Source organism: Bacillus sp. 05T31 (assembly GCF_056396725.1).
The window spans coordinates 1-19,986 of sequence record NZ_JBFTMA010000067.1; the positions used below are offsets into that span (position 1 = coordinate 1).

The following is a 19,986-nucleotide window of genomic DNA, read 5'->3' on the forward strand; positions in this document are numbered from 1 at the left end:
CCATATTTCTGTAACAATAATTCAATAACGGATACTGGTGTTTTCATTTGATGGATCCACTGGTTCATAAAAATCATTTGCTGTTGCTCTTTTGCATGCTGCTTATGAACTTCATTCATATATTGCTGCCTTAATAGCGTAAACGCTTCAACAACCATTTCTTGCTCTGACGTATAAGAAGTATCGATAAGTAAAGAGTCATGTAATGTATGTCCACCGGCAATATACTGTTCTATCCTCTTTAAAAACACACTTCGTTTTCGGTAATCGTAAATAAGGTATACACTAAACACAACTGTCCCTAATAAAAGTCCGTATAACCATGTACTCCAGTCCAGCGCATGCTTTTCTAAAAGGCTTTGCAACTGCAATACGAGTCCAAATAAACAAAGGCTTATAATGTAAGAAAGGATTAAGGAAAAACGTTCTATGAGGTAATTTTTAACCTTCATGCCCTTCGCCCCACTCAGTAAGAAGAGCATAACCGTACCCACGCTTTGTGACAATTGCATTTTTAATGCCTAACTCCTCAAGTTTCTTCCTTACACGCTTTACATTCACGGTTAATGTATTATCATCAACAAAAGCTACTTCATCCCATAAAGCCTCTAACAGCTCTTCACGTGTCACGTATTGATTTGCTTGTTTCATTAAACATTCTAATAAATAAAACTCATTTTTTGTAAGTTCCGTTTGTTGACCTTTCCACTCTACTGTGTGCTGTGATGGGAATAATAACAATCCATTAACACCTAAGCAGTCACTTTCCGCGGCCAAAGCATACTCACCATACCCGCGGCGGAGTGCACTTTTCACCTTTGCCATTACGATATCTAAATGGAATGGCTTCGTAATGTAATCATCTCCGCCATTTTCAATCGCCATTACTTGATCCATTTCCCCCGTTCTTGCAGAAACAAAAATAATCGGCGCATTCGATACAGTACGGATTTGGCGGCACCAGTAGAAGCCATCAAAGTATGGTAAATTAATATCAAGTAACACAAGATGAGGACTTACTTTTACAAACTCATCTTTTATATGCCGTAAATCGCTCACTCTGAAAGATTGATATCCATACCTTTCTAAATGCTCCTCTAATATCTCTGCAATTTTTTCATCATCTTCTACAATTAATATTTTATACATATTCCTTTTCTCCCCATAAAATATTCTTCTAAAATCACTCCTTTTTCTATTATAAATTGAAACTTTAATCAATGGGGATTTTTTCCTATATCGACTTATGGTTCACCTATATGAATTGGGTTTTCACTGGACTCAAATAACGAAAAAAAAAGACCGCCATATTTCGGCAGTCTTAATCGATAAATTCAAATTGATATTCAAGAATTTTCACAATATCTCCGTCTGTTGCACCACGTGCACGAAGGGCTTCATCAATACCCATTCCACGCATTTGACGAGCAAATCGGCGTACAGATTCATCACGTGAGAAGTCTGTCATCTTGAATGTTTTCTCAATGTCATAACCAGAAATAACAAATGTGCCATCACTTTCGCGTGTAATTTCAAAATTAGATTCAGATTCAAATTTGTACATTACACTTGCTTCAGATTCTTCTACATCATCGTACATTGGGAATTCTGGTGTTGTTTCTAATAAGTTCGCTACTTCAAATAGTAAGTCACGAACACCTTGTTTCGTTACAGCTGAGATTGGGAAAATTTTCACTTCGTCTCCCAATTTCTCTTTAAATGCTTGTAAGTTTTCTTCTGCATCTGGCATATCCATTTTGTTTGCAACAACAACTTGTGGACGCTCAGTTAAACGCATATTGTATTCTTTTAGTTCATTATTGATTGTGACATAATCTTCATATGGCTCACGTCCTTCTAAACCAGACATATCGATAACGTGCACAATTACACGTGTACGTTCGATATGACGTAAGAATTGGTGTCCAAGTCCAACGCCGGAGTGTGCGCCTTCAATTAGTCCAGGAAGGTCAGCCATAACGAAGCTGCGGTTATCACCAGTTTCAACAACACCAAGATTCGGAACGATTGTTGTAAAGTGATATTCTGCAATTTTCGGACGCGCTGATGATACAACAGATAATAATGTAGATTTACCTACACTTGGGAATCCAACAAGTCCAACATCTGCTAGCACTTTAAGTTCTAGCGTGACATCACGTTCTTGACCTGGTTCCCCGTTCTCAGCGATTTCTGGCGCTGGGTTCGTCGCTGTTGCGAAACGTGAGTTACCACGGCCACCACGGCCACCTCTTGCGATTACAGCTGTTTGTTCATGCGTTACTAAATCGGCAAGAATTTCACCTGTTTTTTCATCTTTCACTATTGTTCCTGGTGGAACCTTTACGATTAAATCTTCAGATTTACGACCGTGCTGACCTTTACTCATTCCGTGCTSACCGCGATCAGCTTTGAAATGACGTTGGTAGCGGAAGTCCATTAATGTACGTAAGCCTTCCTCAACAACAAAAACAACATCTGCACCTTTACCACCGTCGCCACCTGCTGGGCCACCTTTAGGTACATACTTCTCACGACGATACGCAACCATTCCGTTACCACCGTCGCCGCCTTTTACATATATCTTGACCTGATCTACAAACATTATTTCACCACACTTTTTCCGATTAGTTGTAATATAACTGAGACTTCTTCGTCTCGTACTGTATAAGAAATGGAATACCATTTATTGTTTTGGTTCGCAAGCCAGTTCTGTAGTTCTTCTACATTCGTTAGCTTTCCACGAAAATCAAAAAAGAAACAAGCATTCTCCGCGTCACATTCAATTGTGATACAAACATAATTTTCAACATATACGTCTAAACTATGCTGAAGCATTAAGAAAAATTGATTCGTCCATGTACATACAGTCTCATCGATATGAGATAAGTTATGTAATTCTCCTAATACTTCGTACTCCAATAAGCACGGTTGCTGTTTCCAATTATATGTTAAAATCCATTCTGAAAATAAAGGCATGGATAGCCCTATCAGATTGGATTCYTGTCTCGCTTCTTGGACAAAACGATCGATGAGCCTATGAATCTCTTCCACCTTTCCAAGGGAAAGGTTTCCTTTAATCATCTGCATACGATTGAGCCAATCATGTCTTGAATGGCGCAACGCATCTATAATTGTCCATTTTTCATTCATTTAGATACCCCTTAATATAGAAAAACTCTAACCTGCACTCAGGTTAGAGTTTTCCGTGAGTTCTTATGCTTCTTGAGCAACAGGATATACGCTCACTTGTTTGCGGTCACGACCAAGACGCTCAAAGCGTACTACGCCGTCAACTTTCGCGAATAAAGTGTCATCGCCACCACGACCAACGTTAACACCTGGATAAATTTTTGTACCGCGTTGACGGTAAAGAATTGAACCACCTGAAACCGTTTGACCATCTGCGCGTTTAGCACCAAGACGTTTTGACTGAGAGTCACGACCGTTCTTTGTACTACCTACACCTTTCTTAGATGCGAAAAACTGAAGATCTAATCTTAACATACGTTACACCTCCTGCACTTTTTCTATTAAACGGATATACTTTCCGTAATCAAGTTCAATCGTCTTTAGCGAAACAACCAATCCTTCTAAAAGGATTTGTGCTTTTTCTGCTGTATGAACGTCTAAATCATTAGGCAATTCATACGTCAAGAATCCGCCATCACTTCCGAGTTCAATAGTTGCCTGCACATTACAAAGTTCTTCCACTGCATTTATAGAACCAAACACAACCGCTGTAGTTCCAGCACAGACAAGATCTTGTCCATGTGGCGCATAATTGGCATGTCCAGTCATTTTAAATGATCGGATACTTCCTAGTTTCGTGCGACTTATCGTAATCTTAATCATCTTAACCAGAATTAAGCGTTGATAGCTTCAACTACTAGCTTAGTGTAAGGTTGACGATGACCTTGTTTCTTACGATTGTTCTTTTTCGCTTTGTATTTGAAAACGATGATTTTCTTAGCGCGACCTTGTTTTTCAACTTTCGCAGTAACTGTTGCACCCTCTACAACTGGGCTACCAACTTTCACGTTTTCGCCACCAACGAAAAGAACTTTGTCAAAAGTAACAGTTTCACCAGCTTCAACATCTAATTTTTCAATGTAGATTGCTTGACCAGCTTCAACTTTAATTTGTTTTCCACCTGTTTCGATAATTGCGTACATACTTGCACCTCCTCTTAATTACTAAGACTCGCCAAAAACGAGGTAGACATAAAATGTCTTTAGGGAACCTGTCTTGTGCGGTTGTAGCATATAGCAGTTTAGGTGCTATAAACTATAACATAAAAATATTACCATGACTCATTGACTATTGTCAATGAATGTTCTGCTAACTATTTTTTCCGTTCTACAATTTCTTTCTTACTTCCAAAACGGATAATAGCGTACTTTTCGATAATATCATCTTTGAAATAAATTTCAAATGGAATATTTTTTTGTAATTCTTTTTGTGAAAAATGTTTTTGTACTTTTTTTGAAGCACCAATCAATACAGCTTCATCCTCTATATTACCATAAGTAATAAGCTCTCTCTCTAGCTCATACGCAATTGTTTCATTAGATATAATGTAACCTGTCGCTTTACAAGGCGCACACTCTTCTAATAATACGTCACGTAACGAATGTTTCTTGCGCTTACGCGTCATCTCTAAAATACCTAACTCTGTAAACCCAAGCACTCTTGTATATGTGCGATCATCTTGTAAAGCTATCATTAAACGCTCTCTTACCTTCTCTTTATCTTCCCGTCTTTTCATATTAATAAAATCAATTAATATCATCCCGCCAATATCACGAAGTCTTAATTGACGAGCAATCTCTTCAGCAGCCATTTCATTTGTGCGAAATACGGTATCTTGTAAATTTTGTTTTCCAGTAAATTTACCTGTATTCACATCAATTACAGTCATCGTCTCCATTTGTTCTACAATTAGATAGGCACCATTTGGTAGCCACACAATTTTTTGAAGTGCTTTCTCGATTTCACGCTCTATTCCAAAGTGGTTAAACATCGAAGATTTTTCATTATAAAAGGATACTCTTTCTTTCCCTACTTTTTCTTCTAATTCTTTTACTATACTTCTCGTATCTACAACTATTTTTTCAATTGTTTCAATTGGGTTCTCCTGAAATACACGATCTAAAAACGTCGCTGGTTGATGAAGTAGTAAGGGCGCCTTCCCTTGATCTTCTTTTCTTTTTAACTCTTCATATAACTGCTGCAACCCTTGCATTTCAGCTTGTATTTCATCGATCGTTCCTTTTTCAGAAGCAGAACGGAAAATGTATCCACCTGTTCCTTCTACTTCAATTCCCAGTAACTGTTGTCTTCTTTTATTATTTTTTATTTTCCGAGAAACAGCGCGCATGTCATCATAGGGCATGTAAACGACATATTTTCCGGTAAMTTCTATCTTCGCCGTTAATTTTGGCCCCTTCGTATCAATTGCCTCTTTCACAACTTGTACAAGTATCGCCTGTCCTTCATGTATGCGATATGAAGATGGTACATCATCAAATGAAAGATATGCATGTTTTTCTAATCCGATATTTACAAAGGCTGCGTTCATTCCAGCAATTGTTCTTACGATACGCCCAACATAAATATGTCCGACAATCTCCTGCTCTTCATTCCGTTTCCATAAAAGCTCTACAATTTTTTGTTTCTCTTCTATCGCAACACGCTTTTCCGAACCAGTGTAGTTAATATATAACGTCTTCAAAATTCTTTCCTCACTTTTCATTTCTTTTCCTTACAATATAAAAGGTTAGTGTCGTCGTCAACACTAACCAATTAATTCTTCAACAGATGAGGTTGTTCGTTTTTCAGCAAAATACGCATACAACAATTCATTTTCGTCCAATGTGTAATGCTCTTTATATTTTCCATGGACGATAATAGAGTGTTTATATCCTCTGCGAAATTTTGTGAAAATCGTATATAAATGATCTTCCGTTTTCACCTCAATAGGTGCTATTTTTTCAATATCTCTTTTATTCCCATAATAACGCTCTAATAAAAAACGCATAAATGCGTACCGTCTTTGTTTCCATTCTTGATATAAAGAAATCGCTAGAAAAACGAGTAATACCCACATCATAATGTTATTACTATTCCAAAGTAACTGCCATCCTAATATTACACTAAAAAAAACACATGACAATTTCATCATCTTTTCATGTGCTTGTAAATAGGGAAAACGATATGATAATACATTAAATAATACTTTTCCACCATCAAGTGGCCAAATAGGCAATAAATTAAACCCTAAAATAATGACATTATTCCATACAAAGAAATGGTACAAATCGTCAGTTACCCAGCCCGCTTTATACAAAATGTAAGCGACTGCAATCATCCATATATGCTGAATTGGCCCCGCCATAACGACAATTAATTCTTCTTTTAACGATTTATTCCCATGTTCCTCCATCTCAACTACGCCACCAAACGGCAAAAGCTGAATTTGTTTAATACGCCAATTATAATACGCTGCGGCAAAAGCATGCCCAAGTTCATGAACTAAAACGATACAAAATAGTAATAGTAACTCTTTAAAACGTGCTGTAAAAATACCAATGACAATAATAACCCAAAACAACGGATGCACAGAAATTTTCGTGAAAACATCCCTATATTTAATCAAATGAAATCACCTGAATTGGATCAATAAATTTTTCATTCTTTTTTATTGCAAAATAAAATTTGCCATTTTTATTATTTTCATCATTACTCACTATTCCAATTTTTTGTTTCTTTGAAACGTAATCATATAATTTTACTGACATATCATTTAAATTTGCATACCATGACTCCGTACCATCAGCGTGCTGAATTTGAACTGTATTTCCAAGTTCCTCTTTCTTGCCCGCAAAAACAACTATACCTTCATTTACTGACTCCACCGTTGCATTTGTAGCCGTTTGAACAAATACACCCTGGCCGTTTTTTTGAAATCCTTGCATCACCTTTCCAGAGGCAGGAATCGCATAATCCTTTTGCTGAATAGCCTCTTCTTTTTTCTCATTTGGAGAAAAGAACACGAGAGGTTTTCCAAACTGATTTTCATACCATTTCGATATAGTAGCAAATTGAAATTCTTCTTGCATAACTTTTTCTGTAACAGCTCTAGTACCATCAAAAGAAGAAGGTGCGTTCTTAAATAAAATAGCAACCGAAAGAACTAATATTGCTGATAGCAAAACTTTGAAGAGAAAAACTTCTTTTCGAAATAGAGGATGAATTTCCTTCTCCCCCTCTTCAATAAAGACCGTTTCGCTATCAAAATCTCCTCCCGCAAAATACCGCTCTTCTTCTAGCAATTCTTGCTCTGCTTTCCTTTTCGCAATCCGCTTTTTAATTTCTTCCACACGTCTATTCTTCATACTGTCTCCTTTCTTTCGTTAGCCTTATTCAAATAGAAACAGTTATATACAGTTTGTACATATGTATGAGTTATAGAAGGAAGATATTCATGCGAAGAAAAAAGAAAGCACTCCGCATTTATGCGAAGTGCTTTTAACGGATTCCAAAGAAATTTTTCATCTTTGTAAATACCGATACTTTTTCTTGTTCAAATGCTTGTAATGGTACATTCTCACCTAACAAGCGTCTTGCAATATTACGATAAGCTATTGCTGCTTTCCCACTAGGTTGCAGTGCTACAGGTTCACCTGTATTCGTAGCACGAATAACTTCATCATCATCCTCGACAACTCCAAGAAGCTCGATTGACAGTGTACGTACAATTTCATCAACGTCTAACATATCCTGTTCATGAAGCATATGACTACGCACACGGTTAATGACAAGTTTCGGTGGTTCAATATCCTCTTTCTCTAAAAGCCCGATAATACGATCCGCATCACGCATTGAGGATACTTCTGGTGTTGTTACAACGATTGCTTTATCCGCACCTGCTACTGCATTTTTAAACCCCTGCTCAATCCCCGCAGGACAATCAATTAATATGTAATCATAATCTTGACGTAATACTTGTATTAATTCATCCATTTGTTCAGGTGTTACCGCCGATTTATCGCTCGTTTGTGCTGCAGGTAATAAATAAAGATCATCAAAACGCTTATCTTTAATAAGAGCCTGAGGTAAACGACAACGCCCTTCAACGACATCAACAAGATCAAATACAATACGATTTTCTAGCCCCATTACTACGTCTAAATTGCGTAAACCGATATCTGTATCAATTAAACACACTTTTTTTCCAGATAACGCAAGGGCTGTACCAATGTTCGCAGACGTTGTAGTTTTACCTACTCCGCCTTTTCCAGATGTAATTACTATTGCCTCTCCCACAGCTATACAATTCCCCTTTCTAACTTTGTTAAATTAGGTCTAAGATGAGTGAGAAGTTGCAGGCGATCGACAACAATGTGATTGTTCTCATTAATGTACGCACATTCTGCCGCCTCTGCTCCGTCTTCTTTCTCTTCCGGAGCCCGCATTGTCACATCACTAATTCGGAGTTGCATAGGGTTCATAATAGATGCAGCAATAACAGCTTCTGAATCTCCATCATACCCCGCATGTGCAATTCCTCTTAATGATCCCAAGACAAAAATATTCCCCCCAGCGATAACCGTTCCGCCTGGATTAACATCTCCAATTAATAATAAATTGCCTTTTACATGTAACACTTGTCCAGAGCGAACAATTTTGGAAATAGGGACAATTTCTGTTTCTTCTTTCCAAGCTATTGCTTCTGCTTTTGTTATAACATCACTTTCGATTGATTCTACAACAAGGTTCTTCTTATTGCGAATTAACGTACGAATCTCTTCTTGTTGTACTTCTGTTAAATAGCGATTTCCTACTTTAACACGCACTTCAATTAAAGAACGTCCGTCACTCTCATAGTAATGTGTAGAAAGCTTTTCATCCAATTCTTTTAGTAGCTCAGAGAATGAACAGCAATCATCTAAATGAAGTATTATTCCATCTTTTGTCCCTTTTATCGTTACATTTTGTTGCTTTTTTTCTTCCACTAAAGTTCACCCCACCGATTCAATTCGACATAAAATTAGAAAATCCTTTTTTCTTTTTCTTCTATCGCTTTTGAAAGACGCACTAAATATCGTCTCAGTGGGAAACAAACTATTAATAAGAAAATTCCATTTAGCAATAAAGTAGCAAGGAGACGATCTGTGAAAAAGACAGATGCTGACATGTGAGTACGTCCTAACAAAGTTAAAAACCCATACACATAATACTCTAATGCTGCAATGCCAGCCAGTACGATAGAACCGACAATAAATAAATTCAATTGTAATACTTTCATCACACTATAAACTAAATAAGCTAAAATCGGATAAGCAAATATATATATACCGACAAGTTCCGTGTATACGGTATCAAATAAGAAACCAAATAATAGTCCGTAGTAAATCCCTTGAACCGGACTATAGTACACTGTAATAAAACATAACACAATTATAAAGAAATGCGGTGCTGCTATACTGCCTTTCCAAAAGACGTCTGTTGGAACAACAGTAGAGAACATATTTTCAAATAAAAAAACAAAAAGGAGCAAAAGAGGAAGAGCTGCTCTTTTTAAAATCGTCATCATCTCTTCTCTCCCTCCTATTCTAACGGCGCTGTAGGCATATCACGTTTTGCAACTATAATATGCTCTACATCATTCAAATCAGCGGATGGTTTTACATAAGCCGTTTTTGTTAAACCGTATGGATCTGGCTGAACATCAACAATTTTCCCAATCGCAAGACCTTTAGGGAAGATATCACCAAGTCCAGATGTTACAACTAGTTGATCTTTTTTCACCTCTGCATCAGAGCTAATCTTTGTGAAAAGAAGTAGTTGTTTTTCTTTATCGTAACCTTCAATTAATCCAAAGATATTTTCTTGTCCTTGTACAATAGCAGAAACACGGTTTGTTCGGCTCATCGAACTTAACAACTCTACTGACGATGTAAACTGAGATACACTTTTTACGCGTCCAACTAAACCTTTCGGAGTTACAACAGCCATATCTTTTTTGATCCCTTGCTGTGCTCCTTTATCAATTCCAACTAAATCGTACCATTTATCGGGATTACGAGAAACCACACTAGCTTGTACTTCCGTATAATCACCACGGGACTTTTCTTTACCAGTTAATTCTCGTAGTTTTTTATTCTCATCGTCTAAATTTTTCACTACTGCAGATAAATCTGCGGTAGAATCTAATTTTGCTTTCAGCTTTTTATTCTCTTCATACGTGCGCTTTACATCTTCTACATTCTCGAAGAATCCGGCAACATAATTCGCTGGCTTTTGGAATACACGTTCTACAACACCGACAGTATCTTTTATAAACTGCTCTGGCCATGATAAACTGTTCCGTTCTTTCAATGAGATTCCAATCAATGCCACGAGAAGAATAATACTAACTAACAAAACAATTAATCTTTTGTTTAAGAAAAACTGTGGCACGTTCACACCCTCTTAATTTCATTGATTTTTATTTTGCAATATTATCGAGCAGCAGTTTTGAAAAGGTCGATATTGTCTAATGCTTTACCCGTTCCAATTGCTACGCAATCTAATGGATCCTCTGCAACAAGAACTGGCATATTTGTTTCTTCACTAATAACTTTATCTAAGTTACGCAGTAATGCCCCACCACCTGTTAATACGATACCGCGGTCCATAATATCCGCTGCTAATTCAGGTGGAGTTTTTTCTAACGTATTTTTAACTGATTCTACAATTGCATCTACTGTATCTTTTAATGCATCTGCAATTTCTTCTGGTTGAATTAGTACTGTTTTCGGTAAACCACTTACTAAATCACGACCGCGAATTTCCATAGGCTCAATACCTTCTGGCTCGCCTGCAGAACCGATTTCTAATTTTAGTGCTTCTGCTGTTCTTTCACCAATCATTAAGTTGTAGCTTTTCTTAATGTACTGAATGATTGAATCGTCCATATCATCACCAGCAACACGAACTGATTGACTTGTTACAATACCACCTAAAGAAATAATTGCAACTTCTGTTGTACCACCACCGATATCAACAACCATACTACCAGTCGGCTCCCAAACAGGTAAGTTTGCACCAATTGCTGCTGCAAATGGCTCTTCGATTGGATAAGCATCACGAGCACCAGCTTGACGAGTCGCATCGATTACTGCACGTCTTTCTACAGCTGTAATACCAGATGGTACACATACCATTACATATGGTTTACGTGAGAAGAATCCATTTGATTTTTGAGCTTGTTGAATGTAGTATTTCATCATTATTGCTGTTGTTTCGTAATCAGCAATTACACCATCTTTCATAGGGCGAAGTGCCACTACGTTTCCTGGTGTACGACCAATCATTTGTTTTGCATCGCTACCTACCGCAACGATTTGTTTCGTATCAGTTTGTAATGCTACTACTGAAGGTTCACGTAAAACTACACCTTTCCCTTTCACATATACAAGCGTGTTCGCTGTTCCTAAGTCTATTCCAAATAAGTAAAAAGAATAGTCTTAAATATGACCTTTTTCCTTTAAACTCACGAATTTATGGTCACCTATTATGATATGATCAAGTACTTCAATTCCGATAATTCGACCACATTCTACTAATCGTTTTGTAACTTCAATATCTTCACGGCTCGGCGCCGGATCTCCTGAGGGATGGTTATGAAGACATATAATAGAGGCTGCTGCCCGACGGAAYGCTTCTTTAAAGTAGGGTAAGAACCCAGCGCCTTACTTAGTTTCTTAAGCAGGTTTCCAAGAACTCCCCCCCAAACCGTACGTACTCCTCTCAGAGTATACGGCTTTCCATTTATCAATCTAACTTCCCATTGTGTAAGTCATGGTGGCATTTCACACACATTGCGATTGTTTTTCGATTTCTTGCAATCATGGTTTGTTCCCATCGTTTTTTTCCTTTTAGATTCTTAAGTTTGTTGACATGGTGCATTTCTAATGGAACATTCTCTATACCACACCATTCACATTTTTCAGCTAAAAGGCGTTCAATGAGACTTGTTTTGCCACCAAATTGAACTGTATTCGGTTTTATATCAACCTCTTCATTATTAATCTTTGTATTCTTTTCCATTTTTTGCTCTATGAAGTATGCAATACGTTGCCCATCTTTCGTCTTGTAACGAATACCAAAGTTTCCGTTTATAGAAAATTTGTTGATTATCTTGCTCACGGTACTTTTATATTTATTAGCATAAGTTTTTATCATGCTGTATTTCATTGTTTGACGGAAAGATTGCAGAACATGCACATTACTAGCTAGTCGATAATAATTGTACAGTCCTCTTATTTCAGCATTGTATTGTCTTATGATTTCTATGTCATCATTACGGAGTAAATACGGTCTATGAATCGGTTTCCATTGATTATTTTTCCCGAGACTTAATGCACCAAGGTCAATGAGTTTTTTGATGTATTTTTCGTGAGGTACAAAGAGTTTGGCTTGAAAATTAAACTTTCTTTTTTGTGTGCCGTTAGGCATTTTCATTGTTTGCCAATCCCTAGCTACTCTAATGTCATACCCGAGAAATCTCGCATTCTTTTTACTATGTGTAATCAGCGTCTTTTCCGCACTTAGTTCAAGTTTTAGTTTATTAGCTAGAAAAATCGTTAAATCCTTCTTGATTTCTTCTACCTCTTCTTTACTTGCTATAACACCAATAAGAAAATCATCTGCATATCTCACATATTTCATTCTACGATAGTTCGGGTCAAACAGATCCTTACTGTCATGTTTGATTAACTCTTTGTAGAGTTTTTTTATTTCATTGGCTCTTACATCTCTAGTTTCTTTGTTTAAATTTGACCATTCCCGTTTATTTTTATGTTTATGATAAGTTATTTTCGACGCTAGATTATGATAGGTTAGATTATGTCTGCGTTTATCACCTTTGTTGAATATCGATGTATATTCTTCAGCGTATTTATCCAATTCATTAAGGTAAATATTAGAGAGAGTTGGGCTAATGATACCACCTTGTGGAGTTCCACTGAATGTTTTATGAAATACCCAGTCTTCCACATAACCAGCGCGTAGAAATTTCCAAATCAAGTTGATAAATTTTTCATCCTTGATTCTTCTTCTCAAGATGTTGATAAGAATGTGATGGTCAATATTATCAAAGAATCCTTTTATGTCACCTTCGATAAACCAGCGAGTGCCAGTAAAGGTATGTTTGATTTGTTTAAGAGCCGTATGACAACTTCTGTTTGGTCTGAAAGCATGTGAGTTTTCAGAGAATGCAGGTTCGTAGATACTTTCAAGAATTTTTCTAGCTACTTCTTGAACTAATTTATCCTCAAAAGTTGGTAAACCTAAAGGTCTTAGTTTTCCATCCTTTTTTGGAATATAAGTTCTTCTTGCGGGATTAGGTTGATATGTTTGATTTCTCAGCTTTTCAATAAGAGTATCTATTCTTTTAACACTCATGCCGTCTATAGTATCTTCATTTACACCTTTGGTGTTACTTCCTTTATTAGGATAGATTTTGGCATATGCGTCTAGGAAAAATTCAATGTTATATAAATTCCGATACAGTCGCTTAAATGTGTAATTTTCTTCAATCGCCTTGGAAGTTAGACTGCTTAATACTACTTTTGGATTTCTCATAGAGCCTCACGCTCCTTCCCAATTTTGCATTAAACTAGATAAACTACTCTCCTTCGCCATGTAATAGGCTTTCCCTATCTCGGACTACTACGAGAGTTCCGTTGCCTTATTGGATATTTAGACACGATTGTCATAGCCTTTGTGGCGTTCCAACTTAGGCAATCCCCATTTAGTCATTTAGAAACGTAGGCATTCATAGTTTCGGATGTGACTTTCGCTCGTTTCTTCCATACAGAAGTTGGTTAGAATAGTATCATTTCATGCTCCTCGAAGTTTTTAAGGAACATGCATATTCTGTTCAGCGGTTATCGTTACCTCCCGCTGAAGGTCCACGTGGTCCCCCTTGAGCTATCATTTAAGCAATCCAGCTTTCATCCTTGTCTATGAGTTTCATCTCGCCATTCAGTCGTGCCTTGGTAACTAGACAACTTATGGCTTTTCCAGCATGCTACACTCCCCGTTTGGTTTCCCTTACGGATAAGCTGGCTGATGATAGGGTGAAGATTATGATATTTCCCTACTGCTTTGCCAAAGCAGATTCTCTAAATGCCCTTATGGGCGCACAACTTCCCTTGGGTGCACAATCGACGTATTTAAACTTCCAATAAAAATAGTTTGCCTATGTATAACTTGATTTTTCGTATTCAAATATAAACAAACAAAATGCTCCTGTTGCAAAAAACGCATCTCTTCCATCATATAACTCGCACAATCTTCTGGACTTCGAATACTATATCTATTTTGATATTCTAAACGTACCATTCTTCTACCTAATTCAAAAGCAGCCATAAGCTGCGACGCCTTTGCAATCCCAACACCATGAATGCTCATCATCTCTTCTAACGTTGCATCCTTTAACATTCGTAAGCCGTCAAAATGATGTAGAATATTATCTGATAACGTTAACACCGTTTCTTCTTTAGAACCCGTTCTGAGTAAAACTGCAAGAAGTTCTCGATTCGATAAACTTCCTGCTCCTTCTAACAATAAACGCTCCCGTGGCTGTTCTTCTCTCACAACATCACGAATACCGTCCATAGCTCCCTGCTTTATCAAGTGGTTCCTTCGATGCAACGTATACGTCTATTTCCTCTTCTGTTAATCCCCAAAATGTTACTTCTGTACGTTCATAAAAAGTTACCGTTTTTTCTTTCGATATAATTGCAACACCTGTGTATACTTCGTGTGTTTTCCCCGATAATAATCGTAACATTTCTTTCGCCTCAGCCTCATTAGACGGCTTTCCAAGAATACGCGAATCATATGTAACAATTGTATCTGCACCTAGTACAACTTGATTACTATGGTTTTCTGCCACAGCAGATGCTTTTTGCAAAGCAAGCGACATRACAATATCAGAAGGTGATGAATATGCACCAATCKTCTCTTCTACTTCACTAACAACGATKTCAAATGGCACATCTGCTAATTCAAGCAGTTCCTTCCTCCTAGGTGACCCTGAAGCTAAAATAATTTTTCTCATATTTTCTCCTTCCCTTCTCACATGAAGCAGAATAATTCAAATCAATCGTATCAAAGGAATAGTTTCCCCACAAATTCTAGAAATATCATTTTCTCTAAACAAAATAATAGTTCTTTTTAAATACGATTATATGCTGCCCATACAGAAAGCACTTTGTTCTAAATTCAAAAGAAAAGAAAGAAGTATATGTACTTCTTTCTTCGTCATTTCATTATCCTATTATTTCACTTTTTGTGAAACCATTTTTTCATACGAAAGTATACCATCAATAATAACTTGATTTAATTTAGCTACAGATTCCTTATCGCTCTTCCCTTCCTTAATCGTTTGCACCGCTATTGACGTATACGTATAAAGCTTCTTTGCATCTTCACGCTTCATACTCTTCCCTTCCTTTTCCATAGCTTTCCACTCTTTTTGAATCGCTTCTATATCTTTTGGATTACTTTTTCCACTAGTTTGTACGCTGGACACATATTTTGCTAAATGAGTATATAATGGCTGCACTTTCGCTAAAAACATTCCTACTTCTTTATCATTTTTGAGCAATGCTTTATCTGTAATATCCCAATTTTTTTTCAAAACTGAAACACCATCTTGCTTATACTGATCTATTAATTGATTAACAGCCTGTTCATCGCTCGTAATAGCAACAACTAACGCATACTTATCACCACTCGGTTTCAAAGTAGCCACGCCCCCATTACTTTTCCACTCTTCAATAGCAGCCTGTCCTTTTTCTTCAGAGGAATAAAGCCCTCCTTGAACGAAAAATAGTTTCATTGGTTCTAATGACGTTCCTACCTGTGCTTTTGGTTTTTCCTCTTTCGGTGTTGGTGTTGGTGTTTGTTCTGCCGTTCCACCCACCTTTTGTTCCTCATTACCTGTCTGCTTCGAAGCCGTTACCTTACCTTCTCCTGTCGTCCCTTGTCCAGTTAATAAATGAATCATACCCATCCCAAATGCAGTACCGATAATTATTGCAGTTGCAACGATTGCGATTATTGTATTGCTCCACTTCTTTCGATATTTTTCCATAGATACTGATTTCGCTTTTTGAAACGGAACGACATTTTTCGGTCTCTCACTTTCTGCTATCATCCAGTCAAACTCATCCTTCTTTTTTTCCTCATACTTCGCTTCTGTTCCATTTACTTTCACCGAGATCGTTCGTGATTGCTTGTCCATACACTCACACCTCACCTCTTGTCATTGTCCGCATCATATCATATTCATTCCACAAAAAAACGAGATATTTGTCAGAGGAATTCGTCAAATAACCCTATATTATTATCTTATATGTATGCATTTGACTTCATTTGTAGAACAAAAAACTAGATAGCAAAGACTATCTAGTTTTTCTCGCGAATATATTTTCTAACTTCGGAAATGAAATACAAAGAACCTGTTATGATAAAAACATCATGTTCTCCTATCATGTCAACCTTTGTATCAATTGCCTCTTTCCAATCTTCAAAAACTAATTTTGACTCTTGTTGCGAATACGATGCAAGCTTGTCAGCAGAAATGGCACGATCAAAGGCAAACGTCGTAAATATTATTTCATCAGCAACTTTTTCTAATTGCCCTACCATGTTATGTAACTGTTTGTCACCAAGAGCAGTAAATAAAACTATTACATTCTTCTTTTTATAATGTGCCTCTACTGTTTTTACAAGACTTTCAATACCTTCTGGATTATGAGCACCATCTATTATAATATCTGGATTACTTTGTAACTTTTCAAATCGACCAATCCAGTAGGCTTCTTGTAAACCAGCTTTCATCTCCTCTTCATTAATTAAAAATGATAAATATGTTTTTAAATACATTACTGCCATAAGCGCTAGCGCTGCATTGCCTACTTGATGAATACCTTTCATTGAAATTCGAACATTTTCAAACGAGACAAATGGACAATCAAAATCAAAATGTTCCCCATCTTCATTAGAATGTTTATGTAATGTTGTAAACTGTTTTCCAAGTTCATATAAGCTTGCATGGTTTTCCTTAGCAACCTTTTGAATTACTTGCAATGCTTCTTCATTTTTCACACCAGTAATAACTGGAACACCAGACTTAATAATCCCTGCCTTTTCATATGCAATTTCTCCTAGTGTATTTCCTAAAATATGCATATGATCGTGGCCGATATTCGTAATAATCGTGAGAACCGGATGAATAACATTTGTAGAATCAAATCTTCCCCCAAGCCCCGTTTCAAATAAAACRACATCACAGAAATTAACTTTACCGAAATAAYAAATTGCCATTACTGTAATAATTTCAAACTCAGTCGCTTCTCCTAARTCCGTCTCATCTAATTTTTCAACGACTGGCTTTACCATATTTACAAGTTCYGCAATCTCTTCATCTGCAATCGGTATTCCGTTTACACTAATACGTTCATTGAATGTTTCTATGTAAGGCGATGTAAACGTTCCTACTTTATATTTCGCGCCYTCTAACATGTAGCGCATATATGTTAAAGTTGAACCTTTTCCATTTGTGCCGGCWAGATGAACACATTTTATATGACGCTCTGGATTTCCGAGTTCTTCTAACATCCATTGCATTCTTTCTAGCCCTGGTTTTATCCCAAATTTCAATCGGCTATGAATCCAGTTTATCGCTTCTTCGTATGTATGTATCACGTTTGCTATTCCCCTTTCAAAAGACAAACTTCTTAATTCTATTATACGCAAAGAAAAGAGACTCACCAATATAGTGAGTCTCTGAAAAACATTTTTATTTCTCAAGATCAGCTAGACGTTGACGAACCGCTTCGCGTTTTTCTAGATAATCTTGCTCTTTCGCACGCTCTCCGTCAATAACTTCTGCAGGAGCTTTCGCTACGAATCCTTGGTTTGAAAGTTTCTTCTGTACACGTTCTACTTCTTTAYCRAACTTCTCAAGTTCTTTTTCAAGACGCGCTTTCTCTTCATCAAGATTGATAAGATCAGCTAACGGTAAGAATAACTCTGCACCTGATACGATTGCAGTCATCGCTTTTTCTGGCGCTTGTAAATCAATCTTAATTGTTAGTTCACTTGGGTTACAGAAACGCTCAATGTAAGARCTGTTTTTCGTAAGCTGRGCTAGTACTRCCTCRTCTTTTGCTTTAATTTGCATTTGAACTTTTTTGCTCATTGGTGTATTTACTTCCGCACGGATGTTACGAACAGAGCGAATGATATCAACTAGAAGGTGCATTTCTGCTGCCGCTTCTTTATCTTGTAAATCTTCGCGAACTGTTGGCCATGCTGCTACTGTAATAGACTCGCCTTCATGCGGTAAATGCTGCCAAATTTTCTCTGTTACAAATGGCATGAATGGATGTAATAGACGCATCGTTTGGTCTAATACGTAAGCTAAAATAGAACGAGTTGTTTTCTTAGCTGCTTCATCTTCACCGTATAGTGGAAGTTTCGCCATCTCAATGTACCAGTCACAGAAATCATCCCAAATGAAGTTGTATAATGAACGACCAGCTTCACCGAACTCATATTTATCCATGTTACGTGTTACACTTTCGATTGTTTCGTTTAAGCGAGTTAAAATCCACTTATCTGCAACTGATTTTTCACCAGTTAAATCGATTTCTTCATACTTCATGTCATCCATGTTCATTAATACGAAACGTGATGCGTTCCAAATTTTATTAATGAAGTTCCAAGTAGATTCTACTTTTTCCATGCTGAAACGTAAATCTTGACCTGGTGCACTTCCTGTTGATAAGAAGTAACGCATCGCATCTGCACCGTACTTCTCGATAACATCCATCGGATCAATACCGTTACCAAGAGATTTACTCATTTTACGTCCTTGCTCATCACGAACTAAACCGTGAATTAATACATCTTTAAATGGACGCTCTCCTGTAAACTCTAAACCTTGGAAAATCATACGAGATACCCAGAAGAAGATGATATCATAACCAGTTACTAAAGCATCTGTTGAATAGAACTTTTTAAAGTCTGCTGCATCTTCATTCGGCMAACCAAGTGTTGAGAATGGCCATAATGCTGAACTGAACCATGTATCAAGCACGTCATTATCTTGATTCCAGTTTTCAAGATCTGCTGGCGCTTCTGTACCTACGTATACTTCACCAGTTTCTTTATGATACCAAGCTGGAATGCGGTGTCCCCACCATAATTGACGAGAAATACACCAGTCATGAATGTTTTCCATCCAGCGTAAGTATGTGTTTTCAAAACGCTCTGGTACGAACGTTACTTTTTCTTCTTCTTTTTGTTGAAGTTCTACCGCTTTTTCTGCAAGTGGAGCCATTTTTACGAACCATTGTGTTGATAAATAAGGCTCAACAACTGCACCGCTACGCTCACTATGACCTACTGAGTGCATATGAGGCTCGATTTCTACTAATACGCCAGCTTCTTGTAAGTCTTTCACTAACTCTTTACGGCATTCGAAACGATCCATACCGTTATACTTACCAGCTTTTTCGTTCATCGTTCCATCTTCGTTCATTACTAAAATACGTGGTAAGTCATGACGGTTACCTACTTCAAAGTCATTCGGATCATGAGCTGGTGTAATTTTTACAACGCCTGTTCCGAAGTCTTTTTCTACGTATTCATCAGCAATAATCGGAATCTCTCGGCCTACGATTGGAAGTGTAACTGTTTTTCCGATTAAATGTTTGTAGCGATCATCTTCTGGATGAACTGCTACCGCTGTATCACCAAGCATTGTTTCTGGACGAGTAGTTGCAAGGCGAATGTGACCAGAACCGTCTGTTAACGGATAGTTCATATGGTAGAATGCACCTTGAACTTCTTTATGAATTACTTCAATATCAGAAAGAGCTGTGCGTGTTGCTGGATCCCAGTTGATGATATACTCAC

General features: G+C 37.2%; 18 protein-coding genes, 4 pseudogenes and 1 other annotated feature. All 22 genes and pseudogenes read right to left on the bottom strand.

Annotation, left to right across the window (positions count from 1 at the left end):
* Positions 1 to 452 (bottom strand): annotated as a pseudogene (locus AC1DJR_RS06840) (sensor histidine kinase); the annotation flags it as partial.
* Positions 442 to 1,149: a response regulator transcription factor gene (locus tag AC1DJR_RS06845; RefSeq protein ID WP_002034150.1), complete on the bottom strand. Its 708-nt coding sequence runs from the start codon at positions 1,147 to 1,149 to the stop codon at positions 442 to 444. The pseudogene AC1DJR_RS06840 and the gene AC1DJR_RS06845, both read right to left, overlap by 11 nt.
* A 172-nt stretch (positions 1,150 to 1,321) precedes the next feature.
* Positions 1,322 to 2,605, bottom strand: coding sequence for a GTPase ObgE (gene obgE, locus AC1DJR_RS06850; protein ID WP_477002272.1), 1,284 nt, complete (start codon positions 2,603 to 2,605; stop codon positions 1,322 to 1,324).
* Positions 2,605 to 3,153 (bottom strand): Spo0B C-terminal domain-containing protein, encoded by a 549-nt coding sequence (locus AC1DJR_RS06855; RefSeq protein WP_429687651.1) that lies wholly within the window; start codon positions 3,151 to 3,153, stop codon positions 2,605 to 2,607. Before AC1DJR_RS06855 ends, obgE begins: the two co-directional genes overlap by 1 nt.
* Positions 3,154 to 3,216: 63 nt before the next feature.
* On the bottom strand, positions 3,217 to 3,507 hold the full coding sequence (rpmA, locus tag AC1DJR_RS06860; protein WP_002088814.1) for a 50S ribosomal protein L27: 291 nt from the start codon (positions 3,505 to 3,507) through the stop codon (positions 3,217 to 3,219).
* Positions 3,508 to 3,510: 3 nt separating this feature from the next.
* Complete coding sequence (locus tag AC1DJR_RS06865; RefSeq protein WP_002138477.1) at positions 3,511 to 3,855, bottom strand: ribosomal-processing cysteine protease Prp; 345 nt, start codon at positions 3,853 to 3,855, stop codon at positions 3,511 to 3,513.
* 11 nt (positions 3,856 to 3,866) lie between these two features.
* Positions 3,867 to 4,175 (bottom strand): 50S ribosomal protein L21, encoded by a 309-nt coding sequence (gene rplU / locus AC1DJR_RS06870; protein WP_000270907.1) that lies wholly within the window; start codon positions 4,173 to 4,175, stop codon positions 3,867 to 3,869.
* 14 nt (positions 4,176 to 4,189) lie between these two features.
* Positions 4,190 to 4,268 (bottom strand) — a sequence feature (ribosomal protein L21 leader region).
* A gap of 77 nt (positions 4,269 to 4,345) precedes the next feature.
* Positions 4,346 to 5,755 carry an Rne/Rng family ribonuclease gene (locus AC1DJR_RS06875; RefSeq protein WP_477002273.1) on the bottom strand — a complete coding sequence of 470 codons (1,410 nt, stop codon included), beginning with the start codon at positions 5,753 to 5,755 and terminating at the stop codon, positions 4,346 to 4,348.
* 42 nt (positions 5,756 to 5,797) lie between these two features.
* Entirely contained in the window at positions 5,798 to 6,658 is an 861-nt protein-coding gene (locus tag AC1DJR_RS06880; protein ID WP_002088816.1) for a M50 family metallopeptidase, read from the bottom strand.
* Positions 6,651 to 7,397 carry a M23 family metallopeptidase gene (locus tag AC1DJR_RS06885; protein WP_002143261.1) on the bottom strand — a complete coding sequence of 249 codons (747 nt, stop codon included), beginning with the start codon at positions 7,395 to 7,397 and terminating at the stop codon, positions 6,651 to 6,653. The genes AC1DJR_RS06880 and AC1DJR_RS06885 overlap by 8 nt, the downstream gene beginning before the upstream one ends.
* A gap of 133 nt (positions 7,398 to 7,530) precedes the next feature.
* Positions 7,531 to 8,328, bottom strand: a complete 798-nt coding sequence (gene minD, locus AC1DJR_RS06890) for a septum site-determining protein MinD (protein WP_000503308.1) — start codon at positions 8,326 to 8,328, stop codon at positions 7,531 to 7,533.
* A 2-nt stretch (positions 8,329 to 8,330) separates the two neighbouring features.
* The gene (gene minC / locus AC1DJR_RS06895) at positions 8,331 to 9,017 is read right to left on the bottom strand and encodes a septum site-determining protein MinC (RefSeq protein ID WP_429687649.1); all 687 of its coding nucleotides are present in this window, start codon (positions 9,015 to 9,017) and stop codon (positions 8,331 to 8,333) included.
* 35 nt (positions 9,018 to 9,052) lie between these two features.
* Complete coding sequence (mreD, locus tag AC1DJR_RS06900; RefSeq protein WP_289404686.1) at positions 9,053 to 9,598, bottom strand: rod shape-determining protein MreD; 546 nt, start codon at positions 9,596 to 9,598, stop codon at positions 9,053 to 9,055.
* Positions 9,599 to 9,612: 14 nt separating this feature from the next.
* Complete coding sequence (gene mreC, locus AC1DJR_RS06905; protein WP_429687648.1) at positions 9,613 to 10,464, bottom strand: rod shape-determining protein MreC; 852 nt, start codon at positions 10,462 to 10,464, stop codon at positions 9,613 to 9,615.
* A gap of 41 nt (positions 10,465 to 10,505) precedes the next feature.
* A complete protein-coding gene (mreB, locus tag AC1DJR_RS06910) occupies positions 10,506 to 11,489 on the bottom strand; it encodes a cell shape-determining protein MreB (protein WP_477002277.1) in 984 nt (327 codons plus the stop codon).
* A gap of 24 nt (positions 11,490 to 11,513) precedes the next feature.
* Positions 11,514 to 11,717: pseudogene (gene radC, locus AC1DJR_RS06915) on the bottom strand (DNA repair protein RadC); the annotation flags it as partial.
* Between the two features lie 103 nt (positions 11,718 to 11,820).
* Positions 11,821 to 13,632, bottom strand: coding sequence for a reverse transcriptase domain-containing protein (locus AC1DJR_RS06920; RefSeq protein WP_429688104.1), 1,812 nt, complete (start codon positions 13,630 to 13,632; stop codon positions 11,821 to 11,823).
* A 558-nt stretch (positions 13,633 to 14,190) separates the two neighbouring features.
* Positions 14,191 to 14,670: pseudogene (gene radC, locus AC1DJR_RS06925) on the bottom strand (RadC family protein); the annotation flags it as partial.
* A pseudogene (locus AC1DJR_RS06930) lies at positions 14,666 to 15,115 on the bottom strand (Maf family protein); the annotation flags it as partial. The pseudogenes AC1DJR_RS06930 and radC (AC1DJR_RS06925), both read right to left, overlap by 5 nt.
* Positions 15,116 to 15,334: 219 nt before the next feature.
* On the bottom strand, positions 15,335 to 16,303 hold the full coding sequence (locus tag AC1DJR_RS06935) for a stage II sporulation protein B (protein ID WP_477002274.1): 969 nt from the start codon (positions 16,301 to 16,303) through the stop codon (positions 15,335 to 15,337).
* Positions 16,304 to 16,467: 164 nt separating this feature from the next.
* Entirely contained in the window at positions 16,468 to 17,769 is a 1,302-nt protein-coding gene (locus AC1DJR_RS06940; RefSeq protein ID WP_477002275.1) for a bifunctional folylpolyglutamate synthase/dihydrofolate synthase, read from the bottom strand.
* Positions 17,770 to 17,863: 94 nt separating this feature from the next.
* A partial coding sequence (locus AC1DJR_RS06945) for a valine--tRNA ligase (RefSeq protein ID WP_477002276.1) occupies positions 17,864 to 19,986 on the bottom strand: 2,123 nt, incomplete at its 5' end.